Below are 19007 nucleotides of genomic sequence, written 5' to 3' on the forward strand. Positions count from 1 at the left end.
TTCAGCGGCGCCTGATCTGGCGCCTTCGCGGGCAAGCCCGCTCCCACAGGGATCGCATAAACACCGAGATCCCCTGTGGGAGCGGGCTTGCCCGCGAAGAGGCCAGCAGCCACACCACCCAACCTCAAGGCTCCAACCCGATCCCCCGCAAAATCACACTGGTCACCGTCTGCACTGCTTTTTCAAATTGCATGTCCGACAGCGGCTGATGGTCGTTGAGAATATTCACCTGGTGATCGAAGTCGGCATAGTGCTGGGTCGAGGCCCAGATCATGTACAGCAGGCTCGACGGCTCCACCGGCAGGATGCGTTTGTCGTCCACCCACTGGCGGATTTTCGCTTCCTTCATCTTGGCCCAGTCGTACAGGCTCGCATCCAGCGCTGCGCCGAGGGTCGGCGCGCCGTGGATGATTTCGTTGGCCCAGACTTTCGAACCATAAGGCCGGCTGCGGGAATGGTTCATCTTGGCGCGGATGTAGCTACTGAGCACCACGCGCGGGTCGTCGAACATCTCGAAGCACAGTGCGTCCTGCTTCCAGACTTCCAGCAAGTCGAACAGTACCGCGCTGTACAGTTCGGTCTTGGTGCTGAAGTAGTAATGCAGGTTTGAACGCGGCAGTTGCACTTGCGCGGCGATGTCGGCCATGGCCGTGCTGCCGAAGCCCTTTTCAGCGAAGACCTTTTCCGCCCCCAGCAGGATTTTTTCGACGTTACTGCGACGAATCTCGATCTTGTGATTGCCCATGCGGGTCCCCGACAACAGCGTTGAGCAAGACTAGCATCCGCTCTGGACTGCGGCGACAGGGGAAAACGAATCTTCGTACAGCCGCAGTCAGAAAGCTGAGAGTCTAATCCACCCCGCCACAAGTCATCGTATAACTTCCGATTGACAACCCACAAAAATCCCGCAAATATCGCCCGCAATGTTGTACGACGACGTATGACAACTATAAAAACAAGAAACAAGGGAGCGTCACAGTGAGCAAGCTCGTCCGCAATTCGTCCGCCCGTTCTTCGCGTGCATACCTTTCTCGTCGTCATACCCTGAGCCTGATCGGCTGCAGCGGGCTGGCCCTCGCCTTGCCCATCACAGGCCAAGCCGCAGGTTTCACCGACGACGCCAAGGCCACGCTGAACCTGCGTAACGCCTACATCAACCGCAACTACACCAACCCGGCCTACCCCCAGGGCAAGGCTGAAGAGTGGACGCAAAACTTCATCCTCGATGCCAGGTCCGGGTTCACCCAGGGCACCGTGGGTTTCGGTGTCGATGTACTGGGCCTGTATTCGCAGAAGCTCGATGGCGGCAAGGGCACTGGCGGCACGCAGCTGTTGCCGATCCACGACGACGGCCGCCCCGCCGACAATTTCGGCCGCCTGGGCGTGGCGCTTAAAGGCAAGATTTCGAAAACCGAGTTGAAGGTCGGCGAATGGATGCCGGTGCTGCCGATCCTGCGTTCCGACGATGGCCGCTCACTGCCGCAGACCTTCCAGGGCGCCCAGGTGACGTCCACCGAAATCAGCGGCCTGACGCTGTATGGCGGTCAATTCCAGAAAAACAGCCCGCGCAATGACGCGAGCATGGAAGACATGTTCATGAACGGAAAAACCGCGTTCACCTCCGATCGTTTCAACTTCGGCGGCGGTGAATACGCGTTCAATGAAAAGCGCACGCAGGTCGGCGTCTGGTACTCGGAACTGAGCGACATCTACCAGCAGCAATACTTCAACCTGACCCACAGCCAGCCCGTCGGTGACTGGACCCTGGGCGCCAACCTGGGCTACTTCATCGGCAAGGAAGACGGCAGCGCCAAGGCCGGTGATCTCGACAACAAGACCGCGTTTGCCCTGCTCTCGGCCAAATATGGCGGCAACACCTTCTATGTCGGCCTGCAAAAACTCACCGGCGACGACGTGTGGATGCGGGTCAACGGCACCAGCGGCGGCACCCTGGCCAACGACAGCTACAACTCCAGCTATGACAACGCCCGGGAGAGATCCTGGCAGGTACGCCACGACTACAACTTCGTCGCCCTCGGCATTCCCGGCCTGACCCTGATGAACCGCTACATCAGCGGTGACAACGTGCACACCGGCGCGATCACCGACGGCAAGGAATGGGGCCGCGAATCCGAACTGGCCTACACGGTGCAAAGCGGTGCGCTGAAAAACCTCAACGTGAAATGGCGTAACGCGAGTATCCGCAAGAGTTTCAGCACCAACGAATTCGATGAAAACCGCATTTTCATCAGCTACCCGATCAGCCTCCTGTAAACACAGAACCACTGTGGGAGCGGGCTTGCTCGCGAAGGCGGAGTGTCAGTCGACATGTTGTTAACTGACACTCCGCCTTCGCGAGCAAGCCCGCTCCCACAGGAGGGTATTTCAGTTCAGCGAATAGGAACGACCCTCCGTCAATTTCCACCAATGCCGCGTTGACAAGAGCCGGAGACCCTAACGATACTTCATCCAAGTCATACGACAACCTACAACAAATCAATAACAACAACCGCGCACCCAGGATTCCCATGACGACCACAGCAAACGCCCGCCCCCCTTTCAACCGCCTGCTGCTGACCGGCGCCGCCGGTGGCCTCGGCAAAGTCTTGCGCGAAAGCCTGCGCCCTTACGCCAATGTCATTCGCCTGTCGGACATCGCCGACATTGCGCCAGCCATCGATGATCGCGAAGAAGTGATGCCGTGCGACCTCGCCGACAAGCAAGCGGTGCATCAACTGGTCGAAGGCGTGGACGCGATCCTGCACTTCGGCGGCGTGTCGACCGAGCACTCGTTCGAAGAGATCCTCGGCGCCAACATCTGTGGCGTGTTCCACATCTACGAAGCCGCGCGCCGCCATGGGGTGAAGCGGGTGATCTTCGCCAGTTCCAACCATGTGATCGGCTTCTACCGGCAGGACGAAGTCATCGACGCCCACTCCCCTCGCCGCCCGGACAGCTACTATGGCCTGTCCAAGTCCTACGGCGAGGACATGGCCACGTTCTACTTCGACCGCTATGGCATCGAGACCGTCAGCGTGCGCATCGGCTCCTCGTTCCCCGAGCCGCACAACCGTCGGATGATGAGCACCTGGCTGAGTTTCGGCGACCTTACGCAACTGCTCGAACGTGCCTTGTACACCCCGAACGTCGGCCACACCGTGGTCTACGGCGTGTCCGACAACAAGGACGTCTGGTGGGACAACCGCTACGCTACTGCCTTGGGTTTTGTCGCGCAGGACAGCTCCGAACAGTTCCGCGAAAAAATCGAAACCCAGCCGATGCCTGCCGCCGATGACCCGGCGCGGCTGTATCAGGGCGGCGCCTTTTGCGTAGCCGGCCCGTTCGGTGACTGAACCTTCGCGCCCCGCTTGATCCCCACAACAAAAACCAAGGGAATGAGTTGCCATGCAAGCCGAATTGATTGTCGACGCCCGTAACGCAGTCGGTGAAAGCCCGGTCTGGGTGCCTGAGGAAAGCGCTCTGTACTGGGTCGATATTCCCGCCGGCGGTTTACAGCGCTGGAGTGCCGACACCGGGCAGGTGACTACCTGGACAACCCCGCAGATGCTCGCTTGCATCGCGCCTCATGCCGACGGCGGCTGGGTCGCCGGCATGGAAAGCGGGTTCTTCCGCCTGCATCCGCGCAACGACGGCAGCCTCGACAGTGAACCCTTGGCCCACGTCGACCATGCCCGCGCCGACATGCGCCTGAACGACGGCCGCTGCGATCGTCAGGGACGCTTCTGGGCCGGCAGCATGGTGCTGAACATGGGCGCCAACGCCGCCAACGGCACGTTGTACCGCTACAGCGCCGGACAACGCGGGCCGCTCGATTCCCGGCTGAGCGGGTTCATCGTGCCCAACGGCCTGGGTTTCAGCCCGGACGGGCGCACGATGTACCTGTCCGACTCCCATCCGCAGATCCAGCAGATCTGGGCCTTCGACTACGACACCGAAACCGGCACCCCTTCCAACCGCCGCGTGTTCGTTGACATGAACCGGCACGAAGGTCGACCCGACGGTGCGGCGGTGGACGCCGATGGCTGCTACTGGATTTGCGCCAACGACGCCGGCTTGATCCACCGTTTTACCCCCGACGGCCGGCTAGACCTTTCTCTGGCCGTACCGGTGAAAAAACCCACCATGTGCGCCTTCGGTGGCCCTCGACTGGACACGCTCTTCGTGACCTCGATCCGCCCCGGCGACGACCATGATCCGCAATCACTGGCCGGGGGGGTGTTCGCGCTCGATCCTGGCGTGAAGGGATTGCCGGAACCGCGATTTCAGGATCAGTGATGACGATGACGCCCGCACTTCTCGAGCTCGAAGACGAATACACTCAGCTGACCCTCGCCCCCGAACTCGGCGCCAGCATCGTCAACTGGACCGTGCGCAGCAGCGGCCAGCCCTTGTTGCGCCACGCCGATGAGCACGCCCTAAACACCGGTCTGCCCGGCAAGCTCGGCTGCTTTCCCTTGATCCCCTGGTCCAACCGCATCGCCGAAGGCGGCTTCGATTGCCCCGATGGCTGGCTGGCACTGGCGCCCAACAGCCTCACCGATCCCCTGCCGATCCATGGCAGCGCCTGGCAGCAGGCGTGGGATGTGGTTTCCCGGTCGGAAAATGAAGTGGTCCTGCAACTCGACAGCACAACCCCCTTCGCTTATCGCGCCCGCCAGCGTTTCCATCTGAGTCAGGGCAAACTCAGCATCGAACTGAGCGTCACCCATCTGGCTGAACGTGCCGCCTGGCATGGACTGGGCCTGCATCCGTATCTGCCGCGCACCGCCAACACTCGACTGCAGGCCGCAGCCCGCGAGGTATGGTTGTGCAACGAGAAAAAACTACCGACGCAACTCAGCGCATTGCCGGTCGAGTGGGATTTTCAGCAGCTCAAGCCATTGCCCGAATCGCTCGTGGACAACGGCTTCTGCGAATGGAACGGCCACTGCCTGATCCGCCAGCCCGACCTCGGATACGAACTGGACTGCCAGGCCACCGGTAGCGATTACTACCTGCTCTACTGCCCCGTGGGCCTGGAATTTTTCTGCATCGAACCGGTGAGCCACCCGGTCAACGCACACCACCTTCCCGGTCGGCCGGGGTTGCGTTTGCTGGAGCAAGGTCAAGCCACCGAACTGGGCTTGACCCTGCAGTATCGGCCGTATCAGACTGATGCCCCCAACAGTTGACTCAACACCGCTCGCAACTTGCCGGGCTTCACCGGTTTGTTCAGCAAGGGCGCGTTGAGCCGCTGCAACGCACGCCGACAATGGTCGGTGCGGTCGGCAGTAATGATCACCGCAGGAATGTCCTGGTGGAAATGCTCACGCAAATGTCGCACCACATCACAGCCGACCACCCCGTGATCGAGGTGGTAGTCCGCGAGAATCAGTTCCGGCGCCTGCCCGCCTAACGCCGCCAGTGCAGCCGCTTCATCGGTGGCGACCAGAACGTCACAGCCCCACTGCCCGAGCAACGCGCCCATGCTTTGGAGAATGCTCACTTCGTTGTCGATCACCAGTAAACGGCGTCCCGGCAACGGGTTGCCGGTGCCCGGCTGTGGCACCGCCTGGCTCACGGGCAATGGAACCTCGTCGGATAACGGCACCTCGATGCTGAACATCGAACCCCGTCCCGGCAACGAGTGAACGCCAATCCTGTAGCCAAGGATCTTGGCGATGCGCTCGACAATCGCCAACCCCAGGCCCACGCCCTTGCGGTCGGCGGCTCGGCCGACATCCAGTTGGTTGAACTCGAGGAAGATCGAATCGAGCCGGTCGGCGGCGATGCCACGCCCGGTGTCCCAGACCTCCAGGCGCAACATCTCGCCCCGACGCCTTGCCGCCAGCAGGATGCTGCCTTCATCGGTGTAGCGGCAGGCATTGCTGAGGAAGTTGCGCAGGATCCGCGTCATCAGGCGCAAGTCGGTGCTGATGGCGTAATCGGCCATGTGCACCCGCAGGTTCAAGCCGGCCGCCTGGGCGACGGACTGGAACTCCGACACCAGTGGCCCCAGCAGTTCGTCGAGGCGGTACAACGCGATGTCCGGCTTGACCGCAGCCTGATCGAGTCGGGAAATGTCCAGCAGATCCGTCAGCAGGTCTTCGGCGCCTTCCAGGGCCTGGTGAGTGCGCTCCACCAGCACCTGTTCAGCTTGCGGCAAATTGCGTTCGCGCAAGGTCGAAATCAGCAACCGCGCGGCGTTCAGCGGTTGCAGCAAGTCGTGGCTGGCGGCGGCGAGGTATTTGTCCTTGCTGTGGTTGGCGGCCTCGGCGGCATCGCGGGCATCGCGCAAGGCCTTGGCAATCTGTTTACGCTGGGTGATCTGCTGCTGAAGGTTACGGTTGGCTTCGAGCAATTCATCGGTGCGCGCGACGACGCGCTGCTCCAGTTCGTCATTGAGTTGCTGCAGACGTCGCTGGGCCAGCTTGCGCTCGGTGATATCGGAGACGAACCCTTCCACCAGACCTTCCTGGCCGGGCTTGAGCAGCAGGTTCATCAACACATCCAGGTGACTGCCGTCCTTGCGTCGCAAGCGGGTTTCATAGCCGTGCAGGCTGCGCTGGTGCCTGAGGATTTCGCCGATGGCTTCCAGTTCCTGCGCGCCGTCGACGAACAGGGTGCTGCCCAGGTCAGTCAGGGAGAACAGCACCTCCTGCGGGTCCTGGTAGCCGAGCATGTGTGCCAGCGCCGGGTTGGCGGCGCGCATGCCATCGTGCAGGCTGGCCTGGAAGATCCCGTGCACCGCGTTTTCGAACAGCCACTTGTAGCGATTGCGCTCGGCTTCCAGATCATCCAGGCGCGCGGCCAGTTCCGGGTAATGACTCTTGCGCGCAGAATGGCTGCCCAGCCCCAGCAGCCCGGTCAGGGCCCGTTGTTGCTCGTCAGAGGGCTTCGCCATAGACGACCTCGACATCACGCTGGCTGGATTCGCGCGGGTTGGTCAGGATGCACGGATCGTGCATTGCATGTTGCGACAGGAACGGAATGTCCGAGGTCCTGACGCCATGCAAACCGAGGGTTTCGTGAAAGCCGATGGCGTGTTTGAGGGCGATCAGGTGTTCGACCAGGCGCCCGCAGATCTGCCGGTGATTCAGGCCCCGGCAGTCGATGCCGAACGTCTCGGCGATCACCTTGAAACGCTCCGGCGCCGAGTTGTAATTGAAGGCCACCACATGCTCGACCAGCACCGCGTTGCACAGGCCGTGGGGCAGGTCGAGAAAACCGCCGAGGCTGTGGGACATGGCATGCACCGCGCCCAGGATGGCGTTGGAGAACGCCAGCCCGGCCTGCATGCTGCCGAGCATGATCTTCTCGCGCAGGGCAATGTCGCTCGGGTTGGCGATCATCTGCACCAGGTTGCCATTGATCAGGCGCATCGCCTCCAGCGCATGAGGATCGGTCAACGGCCCGTGGCCGGTGGACACGAAGGCTTCGATGGCATGCACCAAGGCGTCGATGCCGGTGCAGGCCGACAGGAACGGATCCATGCTCAGGGTGGTTTCCGGATCGATCAGCGAAACGTCCGGCACCACGGCCTTGCTGACGATGGAGAACTTCATGCGCTCCTGCTGATTGGAAATGATCACGAATTGCGAGACATCGGCCGAGGTGCCGGCGGTGGTCGGTATCAGGATCAGCGGCGGGCTGGGCACGCGGATGGTGTCCACGCCCTCGAAATCGAGAATGCTGCGGCCATGGGCGACGACAATGCCGATGCCTTTGCCGCAGTCCATCGGACTGCCGCCGCCCACGGCGACGATCACGTCGCAGTGGTTTTCCCGGTACATCTCGGCACCGAGCATCACCTCTTCAACCCGCGGGTTGGGCGAGACATCGCTGTACAGGCAGTATTCGATGCCCAGCGCCTGCAGGCTGGCCTCGACATCGGCGACCCAACCGGCGGCGATCACGCCGGGGTCACTGACCACCAGGACCTTGCGTGCGCCAAAGGTCTTGGCGTAATTGCCGACACTGTGCCGGCTACCGGCACCGAAGATGATTTCGGGGGAAACGAACTTGCGCAACTGGTTGAGACTCTGGCTCATTGGAAAGCCTGTTCTTATTGTTTTGGAAGGTAGAAACCACACTAAACCATCCAGCTGTGAATGCAATCAGACCAATGGGTAGCACTGCCTGGGGTGTGCTCACATTCTGTATTCACCGCAGATCCCCTGTGGGAGCGGGCTTGCTCGCGAAGAGGCCTTAACATTCAACATTTATATTGCCTGACCCACCGCTTTAGCGAGCAAGCCCGCTCCCACAGGGGATTTATGTCGCCAGACTAGCCGCGATAGATCAGTTGCGAAGCCTTCGCGTTGCGCAGCGTCAGGTGTTCGATCCCCATCCCCGGCGCCTCGGCTTCCTCGCGGGCCTTGAGGATCACCCCGTGGTGGGGCGACTTGCTGCACACCGGGTCGGCATTGGCGGCATCGCCGGTCAGCATGAAGGCCTGGCAGCGGCACCCTCCCAGGTCCTTGTGTTTTTCGTCGCAGGAGCGGCACGGCTCCTTCATCCAGTCGTCGCCGCGAAAACGATTGAAGCCGAACGAATCGTTCCAGATGTGCGAAAGGCTGTGCTCGCGCACGTTGGGAAACGCTACCGGCAACTGCCGGGCGCTGTGGCAAGGCAAGGCAGTGCCGTCGGGGGTGATGTCGAGAAACAGGTTGGCCCAGCCGTTCATGCAGGTCTTGGGACGTTCCTCGTAGTAGTCCGGGGTGACGAAGATCAACTTGCACGGGTGACCCTGGGCTTCAAGGCGTTCGCGGTATTGGTTAGTGATGCGCTCGGCGCGCTGCAATTGCTCGCGGGTGGGCAGCAGGCCGACGCGGTTGAGTTCAGCCCAGCCGTAGAACTGGCAGGTGGCCAATTCGACAAAGTCCGCCTCCAGCTCCAGGCACAGCTCGATGATCTGCGCGATCCGGTCGATGTTGTGCCGATGGGTGACGAAGTTCAGCACCATCGGATAGCCCTGGGCTTTCACCGCACGGGCCATGGCGAGTTTCTGGGCAAAGGCCTTGCGCGAACCGGCGAGCATGTTGTTCACCGCTTCGTCGGCGGCCTGGAAGCTGATCTGGATATGATCCAGCCCGGCCACCTTGAAGTCGCGCACCTTCTGCTCGGTCAGGCCGATGCCGGAGGTGATCAGATTGGTGTAGTAGCCCATGTCCCGGGCGGCCTTGATCAGTTCGGCGAGGTCCTGGCGCACCAGCGGCTCACCACCGGAAAAGCCCAATTGCGCGGCGCCCATGTCCCGCGCCTCGCGAAATACGCGAATCCATTCTTGCGTGCTCAGTTCCTCGCCGTGCCGGGCAAAGTCCAACGGATTGGAGCAATAGGGGCACTGCAACGGACAGCGGTAAGTCAGCTCGGCGAGCAGCCACAACGGCGGTCCGGGCAGCGTCTCACTCGATCCAGAATTGCGCATGGGCCACCTCCAGAAACGCCAGCACGTCTTCGTCGATCCCGGGGACGCCGGGGAAATTCGCGCTCAATCGCTCAATGATCGCCGCCACGCTGCGCTGGCCATCCACCAGATCGAGAATCTGCCCGGCACTGGCGTTGAGCTTGATCATGCCTTCGGGGTACAGCAGTACATGGCAGTCCTGACGGGGCTCCCATTGCAGACGAAAACCGCGACGCAAGGCCGGTGACTGTTGGCGATCGATCAGGCTCACAGGGCGATCCCCCGATGCCAGACGTTGTCGCCGGTAACCGTGTGATACGGCGGGCGCGCAAGTTCGTAGGCCATGCTCATGGCATCGAGCATGCTCCACAGCACGTCGAGCTTGAATTGCAGGATCTCCAGCATGCGTTGCTGGCCTTCGGCGGTCACGTAGTGCGCGAGAGTGATGCGCAACCCATGCTCGACATCGCGCCGTGCCTGACTCAGGCGCGTGCGGAAATAGTCGTAGCCGGCGACGTCGATCCACGGGTAATGGGTCGGCCAGGCATCGAGTCGCGACTGATGGATCTGTGGGGCAAAGAGTTCGGTCAGCGAACTGCTGGCCGCTTCCTGCCAGCAGGCGCGACGGGCGAAATTGACGTAGGCGTCCACGGCGAAACGCACGCCGGGCAGCACCCGTTCCTGGGAGAGGATCTGCTCGCGATCCAGGCCCACAGCCTCGCCCAGGCGCAGCCAGGCTTCGATTCCACCCTCGCTGCCGGGGACGCCATCGTGGTCGAGAATCCGTTGCAGCCACTCGCGGCGCACGTCGCGGTCCGGGCAGTTGGCGAGAATCGCGGCGTCCTTCAGGGGAATGTTGATCTGATAGTAGAAGCGATTGGCGACCCAGCCCTGAATCTGCTCGCGGCTGGCGCGGCCGGCGTACATGGCTTGATGGAAAGGATGGTGGATGTGGTAGTAGGCGCCCTTGGCGCGCAGGGCGGCTTCGAATTCGCTGGGGGACATGGGAGTGTCGGTCATTGCGGGTCTCCGGGGAATCTTCGGTGTCTGTTCCGGCCTCTTCGCGGGCAAGCCCGCTCCCACAGGGTTCGGCAGTGTCCACAAAACCTGTGGGAGCGGGCTTGCCCCGCGAAGGCGTCCTTCGCTACAGCTCAATACTCATGCCGTCATAAGCCACTTCAATCCCCCGCCGCTCCAGCAAAGCCCGCTCGGCCGAGTCTTCATCGAGAATGGGATTGGTGTTGTTGATGTGGATCAGCACCTTGCGCTGGCGGTTGAAACCCTCCAGCACTTCAAGCATCCCGCCGGGGCCGCTTTGTGGGAGGTGCCCCATTTCGCTGCCCAGGCTCTGGCCGACTTCGCAGATACGCATCTCGTCGTCGCGCCACAGGGTGCCGTCCAGCAGCAGGCAATCGGCACGCTGCATCCAGCCCAGCACTTCATCGTCGATTCGGCCAAGGCCCGGGGCATAGAACAGCGAGGCGCCGTTGCGCAGGTCTTCAATGAACAGGCCAATGGTGTCGCCTGGTTGCGGGTTGCCGCGATTGGGCGAATACGGCGGCGCGTTGCTCACCAGGGGAATCGCGCGAAATTGCAAATGCCCGCAGGCCGCTATGCCGAACGGCTGGCGATCGAGGCCGACCGGTTGCCATTGCAGTCCGCCGTTCCAGTGTCCGAGCATGTTGAACAACGGGAAACCGCTGCTCAGGTCCTGATGCACACGCTCGGTGCACCAGACGTCATGGGGGCAGCCTTCGCGCAAGCTGAGCAAACCGGTGCAATGGTCGATCTGGCTGTCCAGCAGCACGATACCGGCGATGGCGCTGTCACGCAGGCGCCGCGCCGGTTGCAGAGGCGCAAAACTTTCGAGTTGCGCGCGAATGTCCGGTGAGGCATTGCACAGCACCCACTCCACACCGTCGTCACTCAAGGCAATCGACGACTGCGTACGGCGCTGGGCCCGCAGGCTGCCATTGCGCACACCGGCGCACTGGCGGCAGTTGCAGTTCCATTGCGGAAAACCACCGCCAGCGGCGGAACCGAGAACGCGGATGTGCATGGCAGATGCTCCGGAAGGCAGGCCCGGCCAACGCAGCGGCTGGCCGGGTGATCAATCAACGGTTGGCGAAATACATCGTCACTTCGAAGCCAATGCGCAGATCGGTAAACGCGGGTTTAGTCCACATGGGTCATTCCTCTTCTTGTGCCGGGTGATTCCGGTAGAGCCATTAATGCACGGGGCGTTGAGTGCCCGAATGCTACTTTCGAAGGAGTTGGCGGGGTGATTTGGTAGGGGGTGTTGCAGGACTTACAAAACACACATAATCAATGTGGGAGCGGGCTTGCTCGCGAAAGCGGTGTGCCAGTCAACATTTCTGCTGAATGGGACTCCGTATTCGCGAGCAAGCCCGCTCCCACATTTTGGTTTGTGGTGTTTTTGCGGGTTAGAAGAACCCCAGCGGATTGATGTCGTAGCTCACCAGCAGGTTTTTGGTCTGCTGATAGTGGTCGAGCATCATCTTGTGGTTTTCCCGGCCGACGCCGGACTTCTTGTACCCGCCGAACGCGGCGTGCGCCGGGTACAGGTGGTAGCAGTTGGTCCACACCCGTCCAGCCTTGATGGCGCGGCCCATACGATAGGCGCGGTTGATGTCGCGGGTCCACAGGCCGGCGCCGAGGCCGAACTCGCTGTCGTTGGCAATCGCCAGGGCTTCGGCTTCGTCCTTGAAGGTGGTGACACCCACCACCGGGCCGAAGATTTCTTCCTGGAACACGCGCATCTTGTTGTGACCCTTGAGCAGGGTCGGCTGGATGTAGTAACCGCTGGACAGGTCGCCCTCCAGACGCTCGGCCGCGCCGCCGGTGAGCAGTTCGGCGCCCTCTTCTTGGGCAATGGTCAGGTACGAGAGGATCTTGTCGTATTGCTGCTCGGACGCCTGGGCCCCGACCATGGTCTCGGTGTCCAGCGGGTTGCCGCGCTTGATCCTGGCGATCTTCTTCATCACCTCGGCCATGAACGGCTCGTAGATCGACTCCTGCACCAGCGCCCGGGACGGGCAGGTGCAGACTTCGCCCTGGTTGAAGAACGCCAGCACCAGGCCTTCGGCGGCTTTTTCGATGAACGCCGGTTCCGCGTTCATGATGTCCTCGAAGAAGATGTTCGGCGACTTGCCGCCCAGTTCAACGGTGCTCGGGATGATGTTCTCGGCGGCGCAATGCATGATGTGCGCACCCACTGGGGTCGAACCGGTGAAGGCGATCTTGGCGATGCGCTTGCTGGTGGCCAGGGCCTCGCCGGCTTCGCGACCGAAGCCCTGGACGATGTTCAGCACGCCCGCTGGCAGCAGGTCAGCGATCAGCTCGGCGAACACCATGATCGACAGCGGCGTTTGCTCGGCAGGCTTGAGCACGATGCAGTTGCCGGCGGCGAGCGCCGGGGCGAGTTTCCAGGCGGCCATCAGCAGCGGGAAGTTCCACGGAATGATCTGCCCGACCACGCCCAGGGGCTCATGGAAGTGATAGGCCGTGGTCAGCTCGTTGATCTCGGCAGCCCCGCCTTCCTGGGCACGGATGCATCCGGCGAAGTAACGGAAGTGGTCGGCCGCCAGCGGTACGTCTGCGTTCAGGGTTTCGCGCACGGCCTTGCCGTTGTCCCAGGTTTCGGTGACGGCCAGGACCTCAAGGTTCTGCTCGATGCGGTCGGCGATCTTCAGCAGCACCAGGGAGCGGTCCTGGGCCGAGGTCTTGCCCCAGGCGTCGGCAGCGGCATGGGCGGCGTCGAGGGCCTTGTCGATGTCGGCGGCGCTGGAACGCGGGAATTCGGCGATCACTTCACCGTTGACCGGCGAGGTGTTGGTGAAGTACTCGCCATTGATCGGGGCAACGAACTCACCACCGATGAAGTTGCCGTAGCGCGGCTTGAAGGTAATGACGGCGCCTGGGGTTCCGGGTTGTGCGTAGATCATGGTGGGCCTCTGTCTGGGTCGATGCCTGTCGTACTGACAGGCGATGAGCCGATACTAGAGAGCCCCGCGTACCAGACGAATGCGTCGTTGGCAGGAGGGGCTCTCGTTATTTGGTCGTAGGTTTCACACAGATCACTGTAGGAGCGAGCCTGCTCGCGATGAACCCGAGAACGCCGCGGGGTTTCAGGTTTCCAGCGTTATCGTTGACGACCATCGCGAGCAAGCTCGCTCCCACAAGGGATCAGTGCTTGGCCACAAGGTCCTTGGGCAGCTTGAACGTCCAGAGCATGCCGCCCTGGTTGAAGTCCTTCACCCGCTTGGCCACTTCGCCGCCCCACAGCGGTACCGCGCCGCCCCAGCCGGAGAGCACCGAGACGTACTGTTCGCCGTCCATTTCCCAGGTCACGGGCGAGCCGAGCACGCCGGAACCGGTCTGGAATTCCCAGACCTTTTCGCCGGTCTTGGCGTTGAACGCCTGCAGGAAACCTTCAGGCGTGCCGGTGAACACCAGGTTGCCCTTGGTGGTCAGCACCCCGCCCCACAGCGGCGCGTAGTTCTTGTGACGCCAGACTTCCTTGCCGGTTTTCGGATCGATGGCCCGCAGCACGCCGATGTAGTCTTCGTTCAACGGCTTGATGGTGAAGCCGGCACCGAGGAACGCCGCGCCTTTCTTGTAGGCGATGCCTTCGTTCCAGATGTCCATGCCCCATTCGTTGGACGGCACATAGAACAGCCCGGTGTCCCGGTTGTAGGCCATCGGCATCCAGTTTTTCGCACCGAGGAACGCCGGTGCCACGAACACCGAGCTGCCCTTGGCTTCCGAACCCGGGGCGCCGGGACGGCTGGCTTCGTTGTAGATCGGCCGGCCGTCCTTATCCAGGCCAGTGGCCCAGGTGATCTTGTCCACGAACGGGAAGCCACGGATGAATTTGCCATTGGTACGATCCAGCACGTAGAAAAAACCGTTACGGTCGGCCGTGGCCGCTGCCTTGATCTCCTTGCCGCCTTCGTTGTAGTTGAACGACACCAGCTCGTTCACGCCGTCGTAGTCCCAACCGTCGTGGGGCGTGCTCTGGAAGTGCCACTTGATGGTGCCGTCGTCCGGGTTGAGCGCCAGGCGCGATGAGGAGTAGAGGTTGTCGCCAGGGCGCAGGTGCGAGTTCCACGGCGCCGGGTTGCCGGTACCGAACAGCAGCAGGTTGGTTTCCGGATCGTAATAACCGCCAAGCCAAGGGGCCGCACCGCCGGTTTTCCACAGATCGCCCGGCCAGGTCTTGCCCGCCTCGCCGCCGGAGATGCCGTTCTCCACGGCTTTGCCGTCCTTGTAGACGTAGCCCATATGGCCTTCGACCGTCGGCCGGGTCCACAGCAGATCACCGTTTTTCGGGTCGTAGGCCTCGATCTTGCCCACCACGCCGAACTCGCCACCGGCCACACCGGTAATCAGCTTGCCGTTGATCACCAGCGGCGCGGCGCTGATCGAGTAGCCTTCCTTGTGGTCGGCGACTTTCTTGCTCCACACCACCTTGCCGGTGTCCTTGTTCAGCGCCACGAGCTTGGCGTCGAGGGTGCCGAAGATCACCAGGTCGCCATACAGCGCGACGCCACGGTTGATCACGTCGCAGCAAGGGCGGATGTCATCGGGCAGACGCGCATCGTATTGCCAGAGTTTCTTGCCGGTGCGCGCATCCACGGCGAAGACCCGGGAGTAGGAACCGGTCATGTACATCACGCCGTCCTTGACCATCGGCTGCGCTTGCTGGCCACGCTGTTTTTCACCGCCGAAGGAAAACGCCCAGGCCGGGCGCAGCTCCTTGACGTTGTCGACGTTGAGAATATCCAGCGGGCTGTAGCGCTGCCCTTGAACGCCGAGGCCGTTGGTCACGACCTGTTCCGGGTTCTTCGGGTCCTGGAGAATGTCCTGGTCGGAAACCCCGGCCAATGCCTGGCCGGACAACAGCATGGCACTGAGCAGCAAGCTCAGGACGAAGGGCTGGCGACGTGCGGGTTGAGTCATGACGGCTTCCTCTGCGGATTTTTGTTATGCCCGGAAATTTTCCGGTCTGGTGCAGATTCTTGGGCGCCGCCGCCCTGACAACAATTGCCCGCAATGAGGAGATTGCTAGTTCCTTGGTACAGGGTGGGAGGAGATGAGCAGCGATTTTGTACCCGACACAGGTCCCCTGTGGGAGCGGGCTTGCTCGCGAAGAGGCCGGCACATTCAACATCGTTGTTGCCTGACACTCCGCCTTCGCGAGCAAGCCCGCTCCCACATTGGATCGGGGTGGGTCAGTTGTTTGCGGCGGAATCCACCCGCGTCATCCGCTCGCGCTCGTAGCGCGGGTACAGATGACTGACGCTGCGGATCAGTTCATAACGGCTCAGGCTGATCCCGGCGAAGCGTTCGGGGATGGGGCTGCGGATCATCTCCGCCATATCACTGCCATTGGCCGCGCCGTCGCGCATGAGCTGATCGAGCCAGCTCAGGTAATCGCGCATCTGCTCGAAGGGTTGTCGATCACTGGCCACCGGCCCATGGCCCGGCACGACCTGCGTCCAGGGCAAACCTTGCAGGGTCGCGATGTCCGCCAGCCACACTGACAACCCCGGACTGTTGGGCGTGGTCAGCGCCCGCTGATAAAACACCAGGTCCCCGGCATACAGCACGCCGGTTTGCTGGTCGAGAATAGCCAGATCCGCGCCCGTATGCCCACCCAGGCTCAGCAAGCGCAGATCGTGATTCCCAAAACTTTTCACGCCGGGTGTCAGCGTCTGCGTCGGCAGCACCACTTCGGTGCCACGCATCCAGTCGCCGACCATTCGGTACATATTCTCGGCCATGGCATCGCCCTGCCGGTGCAACAGTTCGGTGGTGCCGGCCAAGGCGCCGATCGGCACGTCGGTGAAGGCTTGATTGCCCAGCACATGGTCCGGGTGGTGATGGGTCAGCAAGACCTCGATCACCGGTTTGTCGGTGGTGGCGGCGATGGCCTTGCGCATCGCTTCGCCGTAACGGCGGGACGGCCCGGTGTCGATCACCACCACACCGCGTTCAGTGACGATAAACGCGGTGTTGACGATGTTGCCGCCGTTGGCCTTGGCGAAATTATCGGTGCTGCCTTCCAGCAGCCAGGTGTCCCGGGCGATCTGCCGGGGCTTGAGTGAGTAGTCGAGATCGGCCAGGGCCGGCAGACTGACGCTTAACACCATCAACAGGATCCAGCGCATGCCACGCTCCTTGGGGTCAGGGGATCGACGCATCGAACTCATTGCCGCTGTTGTCCCGTAGTAACAGACGTGTTTGCCCTGCCCCCTCGATGTCAAAGGCCAGATTGGGGTTTTCGCTGACTGCGGGGAACAGCTCCAGCCGGGCCAGCACGTGTTGGTTGTGGTCACGCAGCTCGGCATGGTTGATGAAGAATTCCGGAATGCCGCTGACCATGCCGTTGTCCATGGGATGGGCCACCTGCATACGCAAACGGCTGAACCCGTCCCGGGGATAGCGCCCGCCGAGCACTTCGCCGATGTGTTCCTCCCAGCCCGGCTGGGTGCGCACCACACTCGGCGCGGTGCAACCGCCACCTGCGGCGTCAATCAGGGTCGAGCCGACATGCCACAGCCCGTCGCGGGTCAACACCGCCGCGCGCAGGGGCGTGGCCTGTTCGATGCGGATGCGCAACGACAGCCAGGGCAAAACCGAATCCAGCGGCTGGAAGTCGACGATTTTCGGCAACGGATTCAGTTCTGCCCAGGCGAGGATTCTTACCACCTCGCCCTTGAACGCCCGGGCGTCGATTTCCAGCGGCACCTGCCGGGCATCTTCGGCAAACGGCGGCGCCAGCAGCTTGACCCGCTCATCGAAAACGAACGGCGCATTGCCCAGAAACTGCTGGTGATAGAAAGCCCACATCACCGATGGCACCGGGTCTTTGCCGGGATCGATAGCGCCAGCCTGTGCCGCCAGGCTCAACCAGCAGGCCAACAGACAACTCCCTCGCCATTTCATCGCCTGCTCCTTATTGATACATCTCGGGCACGTCGTATTGCAGGCCGTAACGGCCGTAGATGGTCTTCACCGAACCCTCGCGGATCAGGCCTTCGAGCGCTTCTTCCACGGCATAGGCCAGTTGCCGGTTGCTTTCGTGCACCGCCATGCCGATTTCCCAGAGCTGCTTGCCCATGTTCGGGTAGGCATTTTCTGCCAGCGCCAGCTGCGGGTCGGCCGCTTCGTGCACTTGCCAGTCGATTTCGCCGCGCATGGCCATCACCGCGTCGACCTCGCCGGCCTTCATCGCGGCAAACGCCTGGGGCACGCCGGGGTAGTGATGGGTCTTGCCGGCGAGCATGCCGTTGAACACCGAGGTCAGGTAGAACGACGGCACGCTGTCCACTTCGACACCAATCGGGTGCTGCTCGAACACCGCGACGCTGGCGACCTTGTCCAGCCTTCGGCGGTCATAGGCCACCTGCCATTGTTCGTTCTGGTACGGACCGAACATCACCACATGGCCGTTGACCAGCTCACCGACTTCGTTGCGCCTCTGCGCGTAGTCGTGGTCGTAGGGCACGCGCATCATCAGGTCGGCCAGTTGCTGGTTGTGCAAGGCACTGGCACGCCAGATGTAATCGCGCAGGTCGTCATCGAGCTTTTCCCCGGCCGGCGCCCAGATCAGCGTCAGGCGCACGCCGAGCGCCTTGGCCAGGGCTTCGGCCAGCTCGACATCGACACCCTGGGGTTTGCCGGCACGTTCAAAGCTGTAGGGGGCGAAGTCCTTGTAGACCGCAACCTTCAGCTCCCCGGCGGCGATCATTTCGTCGTAGTTGCGAACCTGCGCCTGCGCCGCCTGGCAGCACAGCCACAGAGCGCTGATCAACACCGCGAACAGGCGCATGGGTCACTCCTCGACGTGCACAGTGTCCAGATAAGTGCGCACCGCCCACAGGGCTTCCTGGCTCAGGTAGTCGGCCATCTTCGGCATGTACACGCGACCGTCGCGTACCGCGCCATGGCGCACCCGTTCGGCGAACCATTCATCGCCCGCCTCGCCGACATCGAGCATGCGCAGGTCGGGAGCGATACCGCCGGACTTGGCCTCCAGGCCATGACAGGCCGCGCAGTTCTGGGTATAGGCCGAAGAGCCGATTTCCACTGCCTTGTCGTGTTCCGGGGCAGTGCGATACGGGTTTACCGCGGCCCAGCCATCGGCATCGAGCTGCACACCGGCATCTTTTATCGGGGTCAGGCCCTGGGTGGCGACAGCCTGTGGCACCACGTTGCCGTGGGCCCAGACCGAACCTGCGCTGATCAAACTGGCCAATAGACCGGTCACGAGCAAGGCGTTGCGTTTTGTTGTCATTGTCATGCCCTCTGGATTGCACGCAAAACCTCTTGGCAGAGGCTATGGCAGCCATCTTAGAAAGCCCTGCGCTCAGACCCCATGCTGCTTTGGTGGTCGCCACCTACTCCCTTGGTCGTAAGGCGATCGTTGGACACCGGACGCGGGCCCTGGAGCCGGTCGACGCCGATCAGGGTCAGGATCAGCAGAAACGGCAGGAGCAGTGCTTTGACGATACGCATGGTCAATCCCCTCCAGATCAGTGGCCGTGGTTACCCATGCTAGAACCGCGCCGTG

The 19007-nt window shown here is 62.2% G+C and carries 19 protein-coding genes; 4 read left to right on the top strand and 15 right to left on the bottom strand.

Annotation, left to right across the window (positions count from 1 at the left end; all coding sequences use genetic code 11):
• Positions 1-124: 124 nt before the first annotated feature.
• Positions 125-745: a TetR/AcrR family transcriptional regulator gene (locus KSS91_RS16355; RefSeq protein ID WP_015095419.1), complete on the bottom strand. Its 621-nt coding sequence runs from the start codon at positions 743-745 to the stop codon at positions 125-127.
• 233 nt (positions 746-978) lie between these two features.
• Here KSS91_RS16355 and KSS91_RS16360 point away from each other — a divergent pair, with 233 nt between their 5' ends.
• The 4 genes from KSS91_RS16360 (at position 979) to KSS91_RS16375 (ending at position 5192) form a co-directional block, all read left to right on the top strand.
• Entirely contained in the window at positions 979-2274 is a 1296-nt protein-coding gene (locus KSS91_RS16360) for an OprD family porin (protein WP_015095420.1), read from the top strand.
• A 254-nt stretch (positions 2275-2528) separates the two neighbouring features.
• On the top strand, positions 2529-3353 hold the full coding sequence (locus KSS91_RS16365; RefSeq protein WP_217835410.1) for an NAD-dependent epimerase/dehydratase family protein: 825 nt from the start codon (positions 2529-2531) through the stop codon (positions 3351-3353).
• 52 nt (positions 3354-3405) lie between these two features.
• Complete coding sequence (locus tag KSS91_RS16370) at positions 3406-4296, top strand: SMP-30/gluconolactonase/LRE family protein (RefSeq protein WP_217835411.1); 891 nt, start codon at positions 3406-3408, stop codon at positions 4294-4296.
• Positions 4297-4301: 5 nt separating this feature from the next.
• Positions 4302-5192, top strand: coding sequence for an aldose 1-epimerase (locus tag KSS91_RS16375; protein WP_217838435.1), 891 nt, complete (start codon positions 4302-4304; stop codon positions 5190-5192).
• On the opposite strand, the gene KSS91_RS16380 is transcribed toward KSS91_RS16375, so the two are convergent.
• From KSS91_RS16380 to KSS91_RS16445, 14 genes are all read right to left on the bottom strand, one after another.
• Positions 5168-6904, bottom strand: coding sequence for a PAS domain-containing hybrid sensor histidine kinase/response regulator (locus tag KSS91_RS16380; protein WP_217835412.1), 1737 nt, complete (start codon positions 6902-6904; stop codon positions 5168-5170). The genes KSS91_RS16375 and KSS91_RS16380 overlap by 25 nt on opposite strands.
• The gene (gene ercA, locus KSS91_RS16385) at positions 6888-8051 is read right to left on the bottom strand and encodes an alcohol dehydrogenase-like regulatory protein ErcA (RefSeq protein ID WP_007972176.1); all 1164 of its coding nucleotides are present in this window, start codon (positions 8049-8051) and stop codon (positions 6888-6890) included. The genes KSS91_RS16380 and ercA overlap by 17 nt, the downstream gene beginning before the upstream one ends.
• A gap of 236 nt (positions 8052-8287) precedes the next feature.
• Positions 8288-9430: a pyrroloquinoline quinone biosynthesis protein PqqE gene (pqqE, locus tag KSS91_RS16390; RefSeq protein WP_217835413.1), complete on the bottom strand. Its 1143-nt coding sequence runs from the start codon at positions 9428-9430 to the stop codon at positions 8288-8290.
• Positions 9408-9680, bottom strand: coding sequence for a pyrroloquinoline quinone biosynthesis peptide chaperone PqqD (pqqD, locus tag KSS91_RS16395; protein ID WP_007972043.1), 273 nt, complete (start codon positions 9678-9680; stop codon positions 9408-9410). The genes pqqE and pqqD overlap by 23 nt, the downstream gene beginning before the upstream one ends.
• Positions 9677-10429 carry a pyrroloquinoline-quinone synthase PqqC gene (gene pqqC, locus KSS91_RS16400; protein WP_217835414.1) on the bottom strand — a complete coding sequence of 251 codons (753 nt, stop codon included), beginning with the start codon at positions 10427-10429 and terminating at the stop codon, positions 9677-9679. The genes pqqD and pqqC overlap by 4 nt, the downstream gene beginning before the upstream one ends.
• 124 nt (positions 10430-10553) lie before the next feature.
• Positions 10554-11468 (bottom strand): pyrroloquinoline quinone biosynthesis protein PqqB, encoded by a 915-nt coding sequence (gene pqqB / locus KSS91_RS16405; RefSeq protein ID WP_217835415.1) that lies wholly within the window; start codon positions 11466-11468, stop codon positions 10554-10556.
• A gap of 55 nt (positions 11469-11523) precedes the next feature.
• Positions 11524-11595, bottom strand: coding sequence for a pyrroloquinoline quinone precursor peptide PqqA (gene pqqA, locus KSS91_RS16410; protein WP_003253598.1), 72 nt, complete (start codon positions 11593-11595; stop codon positions 11524-11526).
• 258 nt (positions 11596-11853) lie between these two features.
• The gene (gene exaC, locus KSS91_RS16415; protein ID WP_015095428.1) at positions 11854-13374 is read right to left on the bottom strand and encodes an acetaldehyde dehydrogenase ExaC; all 1521 of its coding nucleotides are present in this window, start codon (positions 13372-13374) and stop codon (positions 11854-11856) included.
• Positions 13375-13615: 241 nt separating this feature from the next.
• Positions 13616-15391, bottom strand: a complete 1776-nt coding sequence (locus tag KSS91_RS16420) for a PQQ-dependent methanol/ethanol family dehydrogenase (RefSeq protein ID WP_217835416.1) — start codon at positions 15389-15391, stop codon at positions 13616-13618.
• Between the two features lie 272 nt (positions 15392-15663).
• A complete protein-coding gene (locus KSS91_RS16425) occupies positions 15664-16602 on the bottom strand; it encodes a quinoprotein relay system zinc metallohydrolase 1 (RefSeq protein ID WP_217835417.1) in 939 nt (312 codons plus the stop codon).
• 16 nt (positions 16603-16618) lie between these two features.
• On the bottom strand, positions 16619-17380 hold the full coding sequence (locus KSS91_RS16430; RefSeq protein ID WP_102701833.1) for a quinoprotein dehydrogenase-associated SoxYZ-like carrier: 762 nt from the start codon (positions 17378-17380) through the stop codon (positions 16619-16621).
• Between the two features lie 10 nt (positions 17381-17390).
• Entirely contained in the window at positions 17391-18266 is an 876-nt protein-coding gene (locus KSS91_RS16435) for a substrate-binding periplasmic protein (RefSeq protein WP_126046094.1), read from the bottom strand.
• 3 nt (positions 18267-18269) lie between these two features.
• A complete protein-coding gene (gene pedF / locus KSS91_RS16440) occupies positions 18270-18731 on the bottom strand; it encodes a cytochrome c-550 PedF (RefSeq protein WP_217835418.1) in 462 nt (153 codons plus the stop codon).
• 56 nt (positions 18732-18787) lie between these two features.
• Positions 18788-18952: a hypothetical protein gene (locus KSS91_RS16445; RefSeq protein ID WP_177325098.1), complete on the bottom strand. Its 165-nt coding sequence runs from the start codon at positions 18950-18952 to the stop codon at positions 18788-18790.
• Positions 18953-19007: the final 55 nt, after the last annotated feature.

Origin of the sequence: Pseudomonas azerbaijanorientalis (assembly GCF_019139795.1) — a bacterium.
GTDB lineage: Bacteria > Pseudomonadota > Gammaproteobacteria > Pseudomonadales > Pseudomonadaceae > Aquipseudomonas > Aquipseudomonas laurylsulfatiphila.

Coding starts and splice junctions, on each gene's coding strand:
- ercA (WP_007972176.1), bottom strand. CDS start 8,051: ATGAGCCAGAGTCTCAACCAGTTGCGCAAGTTCGTTTCCCCCGAAATC.
- KSS91_RS16355 (WP_015095419.1), bottom strand. CDS start 745: ATGGGCAATCACAAGATCGAGATTCGTCGCAGTAACGTCGAAAAAATC.
- KSS91_RS16430 (WP_102701833.1), bottom strand. CDS start 17,380: ATGAAATGGCGAGGGAGTTGTCTGTTGGCCTGCTGGTTGAGCCTGGCG.
- KSS91_RS16365 (WP_217835410.1), top strand. CDS start 2,529: ATGACGACCACAGCAAACGCCCGCCCCCCTTTCAACCGCCTGCTGCTG.
- pedF (WP_217835418.1), bottom strand. CDS start 18,731: ATGACAACAAAACGCAACGCCTTGCTCGTGACCGGTCTATTGGCCAGT.
- KSS91_RS16445 (WP_177325098.1), bottom strand. CDS start 18,952: ATGCGTATCGTCAAAGCACTGCTCCTGCCGTTTCTGCTGATCCTGACC.
- KSS91_RS16420 (WP_217835416.1), bottom strand. CDS start 15,391: ATGACTCAACCCGCACGTCGCCAGCCCTTCGTCCTGAGCTTGCTGCTC.
- KSS91_RS16375 (WP_217838435.1), top strand. CDS start 4,302: ATGACGCCCGCACTTCTCGAGCTCGAAGACGAATACACTCAGCTGACC.
- KSS91_RS16425 (WP_217835417.1), bottom strand. CDS start 16,602: ATGCGCTGGATCCTGTTGATGGTGTTAAGCGTCAGTCTGCCGGCCCTG.
- exaC (WP_015095428.1), bottom strand. CDS start 13,374: ATGATCTACGCACAACCCGGAACCCCAGGCGCCGTCATTACCTTCAAG.
- KSS91_RS16380 (WP_217835412.1), bottom strand. CDS start 6,904: ATGGCGAAGCCCTCTGACGAGCAACAACGGGCCCTGACCGGGCTGCTG.
- pqqE (WP_217835413.1), bottom strand. CDS start 9,430: ATGCGCAATTCTGGATCGAGTGAGACGCTGCCCGGACCGCCGTTGTGG.
- KSS91_RS16370 (WP_217835411.1), top strand. CDS start 3,406: ATGCAAGCCGAATTGATTGTCGACGCCCGTAACGCAGTCGGTGAAAGC.
- pqqB (WP_217835415.1), bottom strand. CDS start 11,468: ATGCACATCCGCGTTCTCGGTTCCGCCGCTGGCGGTGGTTTTCCGCAA.
- KSS91_RS16435 (WP_126046094.1), bottom strand. CDS start 18,266: ATGCGCCTGTTCGCGGTGTTGATCAGCGCTCTGTGGCTGTGCTGCCAG.
- pqqC (WP_217835414.1), bottom strand. CDS start 10,429: ATGACCGACACTCCCATGTCCCCCAGCGAATTCGAAGCCGCCCTGCGC.